The sequence below is a fragment of the uncultured Negativibacillus sp. genome (assembly GCF_944388365.1).
GTDB lineage: Bacteria > Bacillota > Clostridia > Oscillospirales > Ruminococcaceae > Negativibacillus.
This window is the reverse complement of record NZ_CALXIN010000007.1, coordinates 41,018-56,043: the sequence shown is the minus strand read 5'-3', so window position 1 is coordinate 56,043 and position 15,026 is coordinate 41,018. Positions and strand designations below refer to the sequence as shown.

Sequence of the window (15,026 nt, the reverse complement as noted above, 5' to 3'; positions counted from 1 at the left end):
TCTGGCTTTTACATTATAATAGTCAGAAAGATGATGGTCCTGTTGTGCGCTCTCTATGGATACATACCCGCACAGGCTGCAATCAAATATCCTAGATAAACAGATTTTATTATCTCAGGGCAAAATTCTCTAGCCCTCAGATATCGTGAAAAAGGCCTTGTATCATGAAGATACAAGGCCTTTTTTGTCTTTTAAATGATCTCGATCCACTGCCTGGAATCATTCTTTTTCTCTGAGGCAGCCGTCATTTTCTTTTGCGCACACCTTCTGTAAATCCCCATCTTTTCCCGTTTAGAAAGTGTGCGAGACTTTTCTCTTTTACTCATTTTGTAGCTCAGGCAGAAGTCTGACCGCCGCCAGTTGGTGGAAGATCGCTGCGAATATTAAGCCAAATGTCACTCCCAGAAGGGTATCCTCAATGCGCAGGATCACCGCACCCTTGAGCCCATAAATTCCAGTTCCCAGCATCAGTGCACCAAAACAGTTCATTGCCGTCTTATACCGGTAGTCCGTACAGAAGCCCAAGCACAGTCCTCCTAACGGTCCCATCAATGGACGCAGAGCTTCTGGCGTGATAAGATAGATCACAAAAAATACACCGGAACCTGCAACCGCACCCACGATTCGTTGCCAAAAACGGGTGAAGGTATTGCCGCGATACGGATATTCTGACAGCAGCGATGCACAGGCAAATCCCATCCACATAAATCGTTCCACACCAAAGACCTGCCCAGCCGTTAACACCAGACTCACACCGAGCGCCATGCGCAGCTGCCACAGAACGACGGGTTCAGATAGCTTGGCTTTCCGTACCACTTTGTGAAAACGAGTTGCTTTGTGCTGATCCCGATGCTTAGCAAACAGGATTGCTCCACAGATCAAATAACCCACCAGAGCCAAAAGCCCACGGCGAACCAAGGCCTCTCCTGCCACCGGATTGCCTGTTAAATAGATATAAGCAAAGCTGTATAAGCCTCCATTGCCCATTTCAGGTCGCTGAGTCGTCATATAAAGCACAGCAAAAAAGGCTGCAAAGTGCAGCGGAATTAAAAATATCTGTGGGAGCACCGCCGCTGCACTGGGTGCAAGCACTAAGATTGCCAGCACTGCTGCCAGGGTCATGAGCGAATCCCCGATACAGTACTCGAAATTGACAAAACGGATGCCCAGCATCATACAAAACAAAGCCACTGCCATTGGGGTATTGTCAGCACCAAACACCCCAGACAGCAAGCTGATAAACACAATGGCAAAAGCGACAATCAAAAAGGAGCGTACTGCTATGGCAGTCCAATAATACATTTTTTCTTTTTTGTATCGCAAGCAGCAATTTTTCGCTTGAGGATAGCAGGGTCCATCTGTAACGCATCATAAAATCTCATCACGGGTATTTTCCTTTCCTTTTTCGATATGTGCAGCAAGTTTATCCGCATAGTACATGAACGCCTCAAAATCTTCGCCGGAGCTTCGCCACAGATCATAGAAGGGCTGCAAGATACTTTCATACCCCTTCCTCAATTCATCCAGGCCGGTTTCTGTGATAAACAGTTGGTAGCTTCGCTCGTCTTTTGTTTGTTTTTGTTTGCGGATGCAATTTTTTTCATACAGCGATTTCAGGCAGCGGCTGACCGCTTCTTTTTTCATGCCGCTGTTTTTTCCCAGTAAAACAGGTGTATTTTCTTCGGGCTGAAAATAGAGATGAGCCAAAAGTTCACATTCGCTGACAGTCAATACCGACTTACCCGTCGGCAGCAGGGAACGCATTACCTTTTGAATCTGTTGTTGATAGTACATCATATCTGTCCACTCCATCAATATCCCTCCCATATAGTTAACATTGTTAATTATATGCAAACTCATTTTGTTTGTCAATCTCCTCCGCAAATTCTGTGTACACCTGCCCATACTCTGTCTGATATTTGCCTTTTCCTGCAAAAAAACACAACCAACTCCACAGACAGTAACTCCTTTGCCCTTGCATCCTGTGCCGCCCTTATATCTTTACAACAACATAAGAGCCGCTGCAAATTGCAGCGGCTCTTATGTTGTTGGTTATGTAATTTGGGGTCAGCAATATCGACCCGCATCTCCGCGATATTTTTGCTGCATCCGATAACTGTCTGCATTATAATAGCTGGAATGAATCAGCTTGTACTCGATCGAAGCAACCAGTGCATCCAAACTTGCTTCGATGATGTCCACCGATACACCGACGGTGGTCCAGAACTCCTTGCCGTCGGTCGATTCAATCAATACGCGGACCTTCGATGCTGTACGGTCCCTGCTGTCAAGCACACGCACCTTGTAGTCGGTCAGGTGTACCGTCTGCAAAATAGGATAAAACCGCTCCAGCGCCTTTCTGAGCGCGCTGTCCAGTGCGTTGACCGGACCGTTTCCCTCCGCTGCGGTCATCTCGGACTGACCATTGACCACCACCTTGACCATGGCGGAAGCGGATGGATTTTCCTCGCCGTTCTGCTGTTCGCCCATCGTTTTGAATTTCTCCACCTTGAAGAAGGGATGATAGTTGCCCAGCTGTTTGCGGATGAGCATTTCCAGCGTTGCATCCGCTCCTTCAAACTGGTAGCCCTGATGCTCCATCTCCTTGATCTGACCGATAATCTGTGCGGTAACCGGATCTTCGCGACAGATCTTTGCATCTACCCGCTGAATCTTTTCGATCAGGGTGCTGCGTCCGGCCACTTCGGACATCAGGAAGCGGCGGGTATTTCCCACACTCTCAGGGTTAATATGTTCAAAAGAGGATGGTGCCTTATTGACTCCGTCGATGTGCATTCCGCCCTTGTGGGCAAAGGCGCTTTTTCCCACATAGGGCATGTTTTTATTCATCTGCACGTTGGATACCTCGGAGATCATGTGACAGGACTGCATCAGCTTGTGCAGATTTTCCGGCGGAATACACTCATAGTTTCGCTTGAGCTGTAAGTTGCTCAGCACGGTGGAGAGATTTGCATTGCCGCAGCGCTCTCCAAAGCCAATGAGTGTTCCTTGTACAAAGACTGCTCCTGCTTCTACCGCCATGACGCTGCTGGCAACTGCCATTCCTCCATCGTCATGGGTGTGGATACCTATCGGCACCGAAACCTGTTTGACTACCTCACTGACGATGCGATACACCTCATCAGGAAAGGCGCCGCCGTTTGTTTCGCACAGGCAGATGCTGTCCGCACCGCCGCGCTCTGCCGCAAACAAGGTCTGCATCGCATACTCCGGATGATGTTTGTATCCGTCGAAGAAATGCTCTGCATCAAAAATTACTTCCCTGCCGTTGCGCTTTAAAAAGGCGACCGTTTCCTCGATCATCCGCAGGTTTTCCTCCAAGGTGGTGTGGATGATTTCGGTGACGTGGAAATCCCAGCTCTTGCCAAAGATGCTGACTGCCGGCGTCTGCGCCTCCAACAGCGAACGCAGGTTGCGGTCATCCTCCACCGCTTCATTTTTCCGGCGGGTGCTTCCAAAGGCAACCAGCTTTGCGTGATTCAGGTGCAGCGCCTGCACCCGTTCAAAAAATTCCAGATCCTTTGGGTTGGAACCAGGGTTTCCCGCCTCAATATAGTCAATTCCCAGCCGATCCAAAATTTGTACGATGTTCAGCTTGTCCTGAACCGAAAAGGAGATGTCCTCCCCTTGTGCTCCATCCCGCAAGGTGGAGTCCAGCAACCAGATTTTTTTCCGCTTCTCCATCTCTGTACCGCCTCCTGCATCAACCCGTCAATTTTCCACATTCTGCCCTTGAAAAGGTGGAAAGTTGATTGCTACAAAATATAATTTCTATTTTTGTTGGTTATGATAGCAAAGCTCCTCTGGATTGTCAACCCAGCTGTCCTCTATTGCAAAAAAAGCAGCCTGACGGCTGCTTTTTATACAATCTAAGGTCCCGTTTATGCACCAAGATATGCTTTGCGGACGTTGTCATCCTGCAGCATATCCTCCGCTTTGCCCTTCATGACAATCTCTCCGGTCTCCAGAACATAAGCTCGATGTGCAATGGACAGCGCCATCTTTGCATTCTGTTCTACCAGCAGGATGGTCATTCCGCTGCGGTTGAGTTCCTGAATGATATTGAAAATTTCCCGAACCAGCAGCGGCGAAAGACCCATCGAAGGCTCATCCATCAGCATAATCTTCGGTTTGGACATGATCGCTCTGCCGATCGCCAGCATCTGCTGCTCGCCGCCGGACAGTGTTCCTGCCGGCTGTCGATAGCGCTCCTTGAGTCGTGGAAAGCGCTCATATACCTTTTCAATCTCCTGCGAGACATTGGTCTTTCCCTTGAGCCAGAAGGCGCCCATCTCCAGATTTTCTTCGACGGTCATCTCTGCAAAGATATGCCGTCCTTCTGGAACATGTGCCATTCCCAGTGTAATAATTTTGTGCGGCTCGATTGCCGTCAAATCCTGGTCGTACAGCTTGATCGAACCGGAGGTTGCCTTTTTGATTCCGGTGATGGTGTGCAGCGTGGTGGTTTTACCTGCACCGTTGGCGCCGATGAGCGACACGATCTCCCCTTCATTTACCTCCAGGCTGATGTCCTTGATCGCATGAATCGAACCGTAATGCACGTTCAGATTCTGGACCTCCAGCATTTTTCCCATGGTTACCCGTCCTTTCCTGCGCCGTTACTATGCACCCAGATATGCGCCGATGACCTTTTCGTTCTTTGCAATCTGCTGCGGTGTTCCCTTTGCGATGATCTGTCCGTAGTCGATTACAATGATGCGCTCACAGATGCTCATGACCAGGCTCATATCGTGTTCGATCAGCAAAATGGAGATGTTGAAGTTTTTGCGGATGGTCGAGATTGTCTCCATCAGCTCCGCTGTTTCGGTCGGATTCATACCGGCTGCCGGCTCGTCCAGCAGCAGAATCTTCGGATTGGTTGCCAGTGCACGGGCAATCTCCAGCTTTCTCTGCTGACCATAGGGCAGGTTTTCCGCCAGACTGTCCGCCATGTCCTCCATCTTAAAGACAGCCAGCAGTTCGCGGGCTTTGCGGTCGATCTCCGCTTCCTCCTTCCAGTAGGAAGGTGTACGGAATACCGCCTTGAGCAGCGAGTATTTCATGCCCTGATTAAAGGCAACCTTGACGTTGTCCAGAACGGTCAGCTCTTTAAACAGACGGATATTCTGGAAGGTTCTTGCGATTCCTTCCTTGACCATCTGATGCGGCTTTTTGTGCGCCATCGACTTTCCGTTGAGGTAGATGACTCCTTCGGTCGGCTGGTAAACACCAGTCAGGAGGTTAAAAATGGTGGTTTTGCCCGCGCCGTTTGGACCGATCAGTCCAACCAGCTCGTTTTCACCGATGGAAATATCAAAATCAGAAACCGCCTTCAGACCGCCAAAGACGATGCCCAGGTGTTCCGCTCTCAATACCGGATTGTTTTCCATCATTTCACTCCTCCTTCCACTGCTTCTTTCTTGCTGCCAGTTTTCTTTCCAAAGATTTTTGCAATGATGTTTGCAAGCGAGAATTCATATCGTCCGAACAGACCCGATGGTTTAAAGATCATGACAATAATCAGCGCAACCGAGTAAGCCAGCATGCGGTAATCGGAGAAGCTGCGAAGTGCCTCCGGCAGAACGGTCAGCACGATCGCTGCCACAATCGAACCGGTGATCGAACCCATGCCGCCCAAAACAACGATGACGATGATCTCAATCGAACGGGTAAAGTTAAAGGTTTTTGCGCCCAGAATGCGCAGATAATGCGCATAGATGCCGCCGGCAACGCCTGCAAAAAATGCTGCGATGCTGAAGGCTGCTACCTTGTAATAGGTGTTTGGAATGCCCACTGCTTCCGAGGCGATGTCGTCCTCACGGATGGCCATAATCGCCCTGCCATGACGGGAACGAACCAGCATATACATAAACACCACCGACAGAATGGTGATCCAATAGCACATTCCAAAATATTTGGTGGAATATCCTGGGATGGAGCGCAGGCCCTGTGCGCCGCCGGTGATTTCCAGGTTTTCCATCACAACGCGGATAATCTCGCCAAAGCCAAGGGTAATGATGGCAAGATAGTCACCCTTCAAGCGAAGAGCAGGGATACCGACCAGCAAACCAAAGACGGCTGCCAGCAGACCGCCGAACAGCAATGCTACGCCAAAGATCAGCTGCGGAGGCAGCGACTGAAGAAAGGAGCCTTCCGGCAAATCCTTGATAAATTTGGTGAGGATAGCGCTGGAATATGCACCGATCGACATAAAGCCCGCATGTCCCAGGGCAATCTGTCCCAGAAATCCGGTTGTCAGATTGAGCGATACCGCCAGGATGATGTTGATAAACACCAGCATGATGATACCCTGAATATATTTATCAATTACCTCCGCCGAGATCATTCCCGACAGAGCCACAAAAATCAAAACCGCGCACACCGCGTTGAGGATGTAGGCCTTCCACGGTACTTTCACTGTCTGTTTCATCTCGATGACCATGCCTTTCTATGAAAAAATTCCTGCCTACACCTTTTCGCCGACATTCTTGCCGAAGATACCTGCCGGTTTGACCAACAGCACAACGATCAGAATACCAAAGACCATTGCATCCGCCAGCTGCGAAGAAATATAAGCTTTTGTCAGACTTTCAATCAGACCAATGACAAAACCGCCCAGCATTGCGCCCGGGATAATACCAATGCCGCCAAGTACCGCTGCAATAAAGGCCTTTAAGCCCAGCATCGAGCCCATGTAAGGCTCTACCATCGGATAGGCCGAGCAGTACATAACCGCGGCGATTGCCGACAATCCGGAGCCAATGGCAAAGGTCAGCGAAATGGTTTTGTTGACGCTGACACCCATCAGCGTTGCCGCCTGTGCATCCTCGGAAACTGCGCGCATTGCACGTCCCATTCTGGTCTTCTTTACAAACAACTGCAGCGCAATCATCGAAACTGCGGACAGCAGAATAGTCATCAGGGTGACGCCGCTGACCTGGATTGGACCTACGTCAATCGACGGGAAGTTGATTGCATTCGGATAGGGCTTTGGAGAAGAGGAAAACAGCAGCAAAAACAGGTTTTCCAAAAGCAGGCTGACCGCAATCGCGGTAATCAGCACCGAAAGCTTTGGCGAATTTCTCAACGGTTTGTATGCAATTTTCTCGGTCAAAACGCCCAGCAGTGCACATCCTGCCACTGCAATAATCGCTGCTAGCCATATCGGCATGCCAGCTCCTGTCATGGCAAACAGGGAGATGTATGCTCCCACCATGATAAAATCACCATGTGCAAAGTTCAGCAGCTTGACGATACCATATACCATGGTATATCCCAAAGCCACCAGTGCATAGATGCTTCCTACCTGGACACCATTGATGACCTGTTTAAGAAACATGATAACCTGATCCATTTTTCCTCCTGCCTTCCTGTTGTTGTGGCATCCACCCATAATGAACAAATAGGGCAGAACCTCGACGCTCTGCCCTGTTTGAACCGATGTAAAAATTTTCTGATCTGCCAGATTTTTTCACCGAAGGGCTGAAACCTTCAAAAAAGTTTATTCTGCAGCCAGTTTGGTTTCCAGCGATACCTCTCCGCCTTCCAGCTTGAGGATTGCAACGTCTTTGATTGGGTCGCCGTTTTCATCAAAGGTGATGTGACCGGTAACACCGTCATACTCGATTTCCTGCATTGCAGCTACAACAGCTTCTGCGTCGGTGGTTCCGGCAGCTTCGATTGCCTGATCCATAATCTGTACCGAGTCGTAACCCAGTGCGGAGAATGCAGTTGGATCTTCGCCGTAGGTTTCTCTGTACTCATTTACAAAGTTTGCAACCTTCTCATCGGTATCGTTGATAAAGAAGTGGTTGCAGAAGTAGCAGTTGTCCAAAACGCTCTTGTTTGCGTCGTCCAGTACGTTGAGCACGCCGTCCCAACCGTCAGCACCGAGCATTACGCCGTCATAGCCGATCTCTCTTGCCTGGGTAACGATCAGAGCTACTGTGCTGTAATAATCAGGAACCATGATTGCATCCGGTTCCAGTGCCTGAATCTTGGTCAGCTGGGTCTTGAAATCGTTGTCGTCTGCGCCATAGCCTTCATTTGCTACGATTTCAACGCCTTTTTCTTCAGCAGTCTCTACAAATGCATTTGCAATACCGGTGGAATAGTCATCCGAGGTGTTGTACATCACAGCAATCTTGGTTGCACCCAGATTTTCTGCTGCAAAGGTAGCCATTGCACGACCCTGGAATGGGTCGGTGTAGCAGGCACGGAAAATATTTTCGCCACATGGAGTGATGTCCAGCGAAGTGCCGGTAGGAGTGATGACCGGTACACCGTCGCCGTCGGCATATTCTTCTGCTGCGATCTCTGCAACTGCAAATGCCGGTTTGGAGGTAACGTCACCGATGACAGCTGCAACATCTTTGCTTCTCAGCGCATTGTAAGCGTTGGTTGCTTCTGCGATGTCGCCCTTTTCATCCATAACTTCCAGATTCAGGGTCTTTTCCATTGTGCCGCCGTTCTCGTTGACATCCTTGGCGCCCATCTCGATACCGTTAGCGGTGGAAATACCATAAACAGAAACATCGCCGGTCAAAGGAGCCAGTACGCCAAAGGTGACGCTGTCACCGCTGGAAGTTTCCTCGTCGGAAGCCTCTGCAGAAGTTTCTTCGGTTGTTTCATTAGAAGCGTTTGTGCTATCGCTTGTTTCATTTCCCGAACAGCCGCTGAACGAAGATACGATCATTGCAGCCATCAAGAAAACTGCTAACATCTTTTTCATAAGTTTGTCCTCCAATAAATTTATAACTTACCCAAAACGAATCTACATAATAATTTCACAATGCATTGCTTGATAACTGTAATGTGCTAAAGCGTTTGGTATGGGCTTTATTATAATTCTTCGACCATGAAAAAGCAATAGTATGTTTGCACTAAGATTTTAACTTGTGAAAGTGAAATTTTAAACAACATTCATAATTTGTTCTTTTTTTGCTATACATTTGCTTTTACTTTTCTTTATTTGCCAAGTGTCTCCTCGCCTTTTCTCACAAATCAGTTTGCAAAAGGCAACCAGAATCCTATTTTCAATTAGAATCCATTCGGAAAAGATTTTTTACTTCAACTCTTGAAAATCGCACAGAAATTTGTTATACTATAAAGGCTTCATTGAAAGCGGCGGCTGCATTGTCCGCTTCTGCCCCATATTTTCGGGCTACAATTTGATATGGAGATGTATCGAAGTGGTCGTAACGAGAACGACTCGAAATCGTTTTGTCTGGAGACAGGCACGTGGGTTCGAATCCCACCATCTCCGCCAGTCTGCGTCAGGGGCAAAATTTTGTCCCTGACCTTTTTCTTTTTTGCCCTGTTGTGCCCTCGGCTGCGCACAGGGCTTTTTCTCTATACTCCATTTGAGATAAGAAAGGAGGAACCCTCCATGAAATTTGTCCATCTTTCCGATCTGCATCTCGGCAAACGCCTCAACGGCTTTTCCATGCTGGAGGATCAGGAATACATCCTCGATCAGATTCTGCAGATTATCGACTCGGAACATCCCGACGCGGTGCTGATTGCCGGCGACATCTATGACAAGCCCATTCCCCCTGCGCCTGCCGTCCAGCTGTTTGACCGCTTTTTGTGCCAGCTTGCCGACCGTCAGCTTTTGGTATTTGCCATCAGCGGCAACCACGATTCCCCTGAGCGCATCGCCTTTGGTGCGCACCTGATGGACCGCAGCGGCATCCATCTTTCCCCTGTCTATGACGGCAGCATTTCTCCCATCACTCTGACCGACGAAAACGGTCCGGTCAATATCTACCTTCTTCCCTTTGTCAAACCGGCACACCTGCGCCGCTTCTTCCCTGAAAAGGAGATTGCTTCCTATACCGATGCACTGCGCGTCGCTGTGGAACAAATGTCCATCGACACCACCCAGCGCAATCTGTTGGTGACCCATCAGTTTGTCACCGGCGCTCTGCGCTGCGATTCGGAGGAGATTTCGGTCGGCGGAAGCGACAACGTCGATGCAACCGTCTTTGCCGACTTTGACTATGTCGCCCTCGGGCACATTCATAACCCGCAGAACATCGGCTCTCCTGCCATCCGCTACTGCGGAACACCTCTGAAATATTCCTTCTCCGAGGCTTCCCACACCAAATCGGTGAGTGTGGTTTCTCTGCCTTCCAAGGGAGAACTGGAGGTTCGGACCGTCCCGCTCATTCCGCTGCATGATCTGCGTGAATTGCGCGGGAGCTATCAGTATCTCACTGCCCGCGAAACCTATCTGGGTACAGCAACCGACGACTATCTGCATATCACCCTCACCGATGAGGAGGATATCCACGACGCCATTGCCAAGCTGCGGGTCATCTATCCCAATCTGATGAAGCTCGACTATGACAACCGCCGCACCCGCGCCGGTATCCCACTGGAAGCAGACCACCAGATTGAAACCAAAACGCCGCTCCAGCTCTTCTGTGAGTTTTACGAAAAGCAGAACAATCAGCCGCTCAGCGACGAGCAGCTTGCCTTCACACAGAAACTGATGGAAACGATATGGGAGGAGAAGCAATGAGACCCATCAAACTGATTATCTCCGCCTTCGGTCCGTATGCCCAGCGGGTCGAACTGGACCTGGAACGTCTGGGAAAAAGCGGGCTTTACCTGATTACCGGCGACACCGGCGCAGGCAAGACCACCATCTTTGACGCCATCACCTTTGCGCTGTACGGAGAAGCAAGTGGTCACAACCGTGAGCCTTCGATGCTGCGCTCGAAATATGCAGATCCGCAGACTCCCACCGAGGTGGAACTGACCTTTTGCTACGGGCAAAAGCGCTATACCGTCAAACGAAACCCCGAATACCTGAGGCCCTCTCTGCGCGACAGCAGCAAAACCACTCTGCAAAAAGCGGACGCGCTTTTGACGCTGCCCGATGGCACGCTCGTCACCAAGGTCAAGGAGGTCAATGCCGCCATCCAAAACATTCTGGGCATCGACCGCGAGCAGTTTTCCCAGATTGCCATGATCTCACAGGGCGACTTTTTAAAGCTGCTGCTCGCCGACACCAAGGACCGTCAGAACATCTTCCGCGAAATCTTTCAGACCGGATACTATCGCACTCTGCAGGACCGGTTAAAGAGCGAATCGGGCAAGCTCGAGCAGCAGTGTCAGGCACAGCAAAACAGCATCCGCCAATACCTCAGCGGGATTTTGTGCGCGCCGGAGTCCCCGCTGTATTGCTCGTTGGAAGCGGTACGGAACAATTCTCTCCCGCTTTCAGAAAGTCTTTCGTGGCTAAAACAGCTTTTGTCCGAGGATGAGCAGAAACAGCAAGTGCAGGAGCAGCAGCTGCAGACGTTGGAACAACAGCTGGCAGCGGTCAACGCCGACCTTGGCAGAGCACAGGAATTTGCAAAGGTTTCCCACGCTCTCCAGCTTGCCTTGCAGCAGCAACAGACACAGCAGGAACTATTGCAGCGGTATCAGCAGCAGCTTTCCCAGCAGCAGGAACAGCAGGCGCAGATCGACCAGCTGGACCGCCAGCTCACCCTGCTTGAACAGGAACTTCCCTCCTATGAACAGGCTGACCAGCTGCAAGCAAAGCTTTTGCAGCTGCAATCCGAGTTGAAGCTCCATACCGCACAGCTTACCCAAAACGACCAGCAGCTGCAAAAGCTGGAAAGCTCAATCTCTTCGATGCGCGCCGAGCAGCAGACACTGGGCGATGCCGGCGAAACCTATCAGCGCCTGACACGGGAAAAAGAACAGCTCGAAAACCAGCGCGCCTCCCTGCTTTCCCTTCAGGAAGCGATCAAACGGCGCGATGCACTGCACCAGCAGCTCTCGCAGGCACAGGCGCGCTATCTGCACGCTTCCAAACGCAGCGCTGACCTCAACCAACGCTATCAGGCGGGTTACCAGGCGTTTCTGGATGCACAGGCCGGCATCCTTGCCTCCTCTCTGTACGATGGTCAGCCTTGTCCGGTCTGTGGCTCGCTGCATCACCCGCATCCGGCACAGATGCCTCCCAAGGCTCCCACACAGGAGCAGCTCGAACAGGGCAAACAGGTCTGTGAACGGGCACAGCAAGAAGCAAATCAGGCAAGCCTCCGCGCCGGCGAACTAAACGGTGCTTTTTCATCCCAGCGGGAAACGGTCGCACAGCTGGCTGCACAGCTGTTTGAACACTCGCTGCCCGATCTGTCCGTACAAGCCTCCTCTGCTCTTGACAGCCTGCATCAGCAGATGACACAGCTCGACACACAGCTGCACAGACAGGCACAGCTGCGCCAGCGCAAAGCAGCACTGGAACAGCAGCTTCCAGCCGCTGAACAAGCGCTGGCAAAATCCCAGAGACTGTCTTCCTCCTTAAAGGAACAGATTGCGGCAGTGCAGGCAACCCTTTCCGAAACCGGAAAACAGCTGTCCCAACTGTCCGAGCAGCTGCATTATCCTAGCAAAGCCGCTGCAAAACAAAAACAGACCCAGTTTACCCTCCAGAAGCAGAAACTGCAAACCGCTTTGGAAACAGCTCAGCAGCAATACACACAGGCACAGCAGCAATACAATACCCTGCTTGGAAAGATCGACCAGCTCCAATCGCAGCTTGCCGACGCTCCCGACATCGACGCCGATAAACAGCAGGAGAAAAAACAACTTCTCACGGCACAGCTTGACCAGCTGCACCAGCAGCAGAAGGCAGTCCACAGCCGCCTTGTCACCAACCGTTCGGCATTGCAGCACCTGAATGACGGCAGTCAGAATCTGCAGGCACTGGAAAGCCGCTGGCAGTGGGTCAAGGCTTTGTCCAACACCGCCAACGGCAACATTGCAGGCAAGGAAAAAATCATGCTGGAAACCTATGTGCAGATGACCTTTTTTGACCGCATCATCGCCCGCGCCAATACCCGTTTTATGGTGATGTCCGATGGACAGTACGAGCTCAAGCGCCGCCGCGAAGCGGACAACAACCGCAGCCAGACCGGATTGGAGCTGGATGTCGTTGACCACTACAACGGCACCGAACGAAGCGTCAAAACGCTGTCCGGTGGCGAATCCTTCCTGGCATCGCTGTCGCTTGCGCTGGGACTGTCCGACGAGATTCAATCCTCCGCAGGAGGCATCCAGCTGGATACCATGTTTGTGGATGAAGGCTTTGGCTCGCTGGACGAAGAATCCCTGCGCCAGGCCATTCAGGCGCTGTCGAGTTTGACACAGGGCACCCGTCTGGTCGGCATCATCTCCCACGTTTCCGAGCTCAAGGAGCGCATCGGACGCCAGATTCAGGTCACTAAGCAGAAAAACGGTTCCAGCAGCGTCGAAATCGTTCTGGACTGTTAAGCCTTTGCAAAACGGAGTGTCCGGTTGCGCGGACACTCTGCTTTTGATAACGCCTTCATCAAAGTGTCGTCCCAAGCTATTTTCTGCCTGCTGTCCCCACCGATGATAATGGTAAAATCATGGTTATCAAATCATCCTTGACATTGACGCTGCGTCATGGTCTATTCTGTTCTCGGGAGGTGAAATCGTGCCGTATAAAATCCATGAACTTGCTGCACTTTCCGGCGTCACCGTCCGTACCCTGCGATATTACGATCAAATCGGACTGCTGTGTCCAGCGCGATCGGCTGACAATGGTTACCGTCTGTATGAAGCACCACAGGTGGACCGTCTGCAGCAGATATTATTCTATCGGGCACTCGGAGTTTCTCTGGAGCAGATTGCTGTTTTGCTCGACGCTCCCGACTACGATCGCACCCGCACACTCGAGCAGCATTTGACCGTTTTGCAGAAGCAGCGTGACCAGTTGAATCTACTGATTCAAAATGTAACACAAACCATTCGAGCGATTCAGGAGGAAATACCCATGAGCGACAATCAAAAATTTGAGGGCTTAAAGCAGCTCATCGAAGAAAACAACCAAACCTACGGACAGGAAGTCATCGAAAAATACGGAGCCAAAGCGCTGGAAGACACCAACCGTCGCCTTGCCTCAATGAGCAAATCCCAATGGGAAGAACAGCAGGCACTGGAACAAAAGATGTTTTCCCTGTTAAGACAGGCCATGCAGATCGGTGATCCCTGTTGCGAACAGGCGATTCAAGCCGCTGATCTGCACCGACAGTGGCTGCTGTATTTCTGGCCGGCTGAAAATTACTCTGCACAGGCACATCGGGCACTTGCCGAAGGATACATCGCAGACCCGCGCTTTACTGCCTACTATGATAAACGGCTCGGCGCAGGAGCTACCCTGTTTTTAAAGCAGGCCATCGACGCCTATACCCTCTAGGATAACAAGAAAAGGACTGCATAATGCAGTCCTTTTCTTGTTATCTTTTGCTATTCCAAAGGCAAAACCTTTTCAAACATTGCATAATAGCGCGGCGGAATCACCTTGTCGGTGTGATAGCAGCCAAAATACCAGCGTTTAAACTCCTCCTTTTCGCAGAGCTGATCGAAGAAATGGATCATCAGGTTGGTGTGGTCGGAATCCATGTCGATAAACCGACGCACTGTCGAGCTGCATTCATGGGTGATGATGACATCCACCTGATTGTCGTGGCGCGCAAGTTCTGCCCACGCTGCATCAATCTCGCTCATCTCTGGCAGCTCCTGCGGCCACCAGGTTCCATCGCTGACACGGATGTCCATATCGGTGCTCTCTCCGCCGCCAAAGGCAAACAGTTTTTTCCCTTCTATGGTAAACACACTGCCTCTTTCCAGCTTGAGCACATTCTCTGCGATGCGGCGCACCTTGCCGCCGTTCCATTCCTCCACCGGATATTGTCCGATCAGATCCAGGTTATCGTGCGTTCCCTCTACAAATAAAATCTGATATTTCAGCCTGCTCAGCTTTTTCAGAACGGAAGTTTCCTTTTTGGAACCATCCCATAAAAATCCAAAATCTCCGCATACGATCAGGGTGTCTCCCTTTTTGAGCTTCTTCATTTCTTTCGACTTGAAGCGCTCCAGGTCCCCGTGCAGATCGCCTGTCAGATAGATCATACTGTTCCCTCCTATTCATCCTGTCTTATCTTACCGCAGATTCCCCC

At 50.7% G+C, this 15,026-nt stretch carries 12 protein-coding genes and 1 tRNA gene; 4 read left to right on the top strand and 9 right to left on the bottom strand.

What is annotated here, in order from left to right:
• Positions 1-318: 318 nt before the first annotated feature.
• From Q0L39_RS02325 to Q0L39_RS02290, 8 genes are all read right to left on the bottom strand, one after another.
• On the bottom strand, positions 319-1,266 hold the full coding sequence (locus Q0L39_RS02325) for an FUSC family protein (RefSeq protein WP_296626720.1): 948 nt from the start codon (positions 1,264-1,266) through the stop codon (positions 319-321).
• 102 nt (positions 1,267-1,368) lie between these two features.
• Positions 1,369-1,872, bottom strand: coding sequence for a helix-turn-helix domain-containing protein (locus Q0L39_RS02320; protein WP_296626719.1), 504 nt, complete (start codon positions 1,870-1,872; stop codon positions 1,369-1,371).
• A gap of 195 nt (positions 1,873-2,067) precedes the next feature.
• Complete coding sequence (gene cimA, locus Q0L39_RS02315; protein WP_296626718.1) at positions 2,068-3,705, bottom strand: citramalate synthase; 1,638 nt, start codon at positions 3,703-3,705, stop codon at positions 2,068-2,070.
• A 197-nt stretch (positions 3,706-3,902) separates the two neighbouring features.
• Positions 3,903-4,607 carry an ABC transporter ATP-binding protein gene (locus Q0L39_RS02310; protein ID WP_296626723.1) on the bottom strand — a complete coding sequence of 235 codons (705 nt, stop codon included), beginning with the start codon at positions 4,605-4,607 and terminating at the stop codon, positions 3,903-3,905.
• Positions 4,608-4,643: 36 nt separating this feature from the next.
• On the bottom strand, positions 4,644-5,411 hold the full coding sequence (locus tag Q0L39_RS02305) for an ABC transporter ATP-binding protein (protein ID WP_296626722.1): 768 nt from the start codon (positions 5,409-5,411) through the stop codon (positions 4,644-4,646).
• Positions 5,411-6,451: a branched-chain amino acid ABC transporter permease gene (locus tag Q0L39_RS02300; RefSeq protein ID WP_296626717.1), complete on the bottom strand. Its 1,041-nt coding sequence runs from the start codon at positions 6,449-6,451 to the stop codon at positions 5,411-5,413. Before Q0L39_RS02300 ends, Q0L39_RS02305 begins: the two co-directional genes overlap by 1 nt.
• 36 nt (positions 6,452-6,487) lie before the next feature.
• Positions 6,488-7,375, bottom strand: coding sequence for a branched-chain amino acid ABC transporter permease (locus Q0L39_RS02295; protein WP_296626716.1), 888 nt, complete (start codon positions 7,373-7,375; stop codon positions 6,488-6,490).
• A 147-nt stretch (positions 7,376-7,522) separates the two neighbouring features.
• Complete coding sequence (locus tag Q0L39_RS02290; RefSeq protein WP_296626715.1) at positions 7,523-8,752, bottom strand: ABC transporter substrate-binding protein; 1,230 nt, start codon at positions 8,750-8,752, stop codon at positions 7,523-7,525.
• A 446-nt stretch (positions 8,753-9,198) separates the two neighbouring features.
• On the opposite strand from Q0L39_RS02290, the gene Q0L39_RS02285 reads away from it, so the two are divergent.
• From Q0L39_RS02285 to Q0L39_RS02270, 4 genes are all read left to right on the top strand, one after another.
• Positions 9,199-9,289, top strand: a tRNA-Ser gene (locus Q0L39_RS02285).
• A 120-nt stretch (positions 9,290-9,409) separates the two neighbouring features.
• Positions 9,410-10,546: an exonuclease SbcCD subunit D gene (locus Q0L39_RS02280; RefSeq protein WP_296626714.1), complete on the top strand. Its 1,137-nt coding sequence runs from the start codon at positions 9,410-9,412 to the stop codon at positions 10,544-10,546.
• Positions 10,543-13,314 carry an SMC family ATPase gene (locus tag Q0L39_RS02275; RefSeq protein ID WP_296626713.1) on the top strand — a complete coding sequence of 924 codons (2,772 nt, stop codon included), beginning with the start codon at positions 10,543-10,545 and terminating at the stop codon, positions 13,312-13,314. Before Q0L39_RS02280 ends, Q0L39_RS02275 begins: the two co-directional genes overlap by 4 nt.
• A 187-nt stretch (positions 13,315-13,501) precedes the next feature.
• Positions 13,502-14,263, top strand: coding sequence for a MerR family transcriptional regulator (locus tag Q0L39_RS02270; protein ID WP_296626712.1), 762 nt, complete (start codon positions 13,502-13,504; stop codon positions 14,261-14,263).
• Between the two features lie 50 nt (positions 14,264-14,313).
• Here the strand turns inward: Q0L39_RS02270 and Q0L39_RS02265 are convergent, their stop codons facing one another.
• Positions 14,314-14,979 carry a metallophosphoesterase gene (locus Q0L39_RS02265; protein WP_296626711.1) on the bottom strand — a complete coding sequence of 222 codons (666 nt, stop codon included), beginning with the start codon at positions 14,977-14,979 and terminating at the stop codon, positions 14,314-14,316.
• Positions 14,980-15,026: the final 47 nt, after the last annotated feature.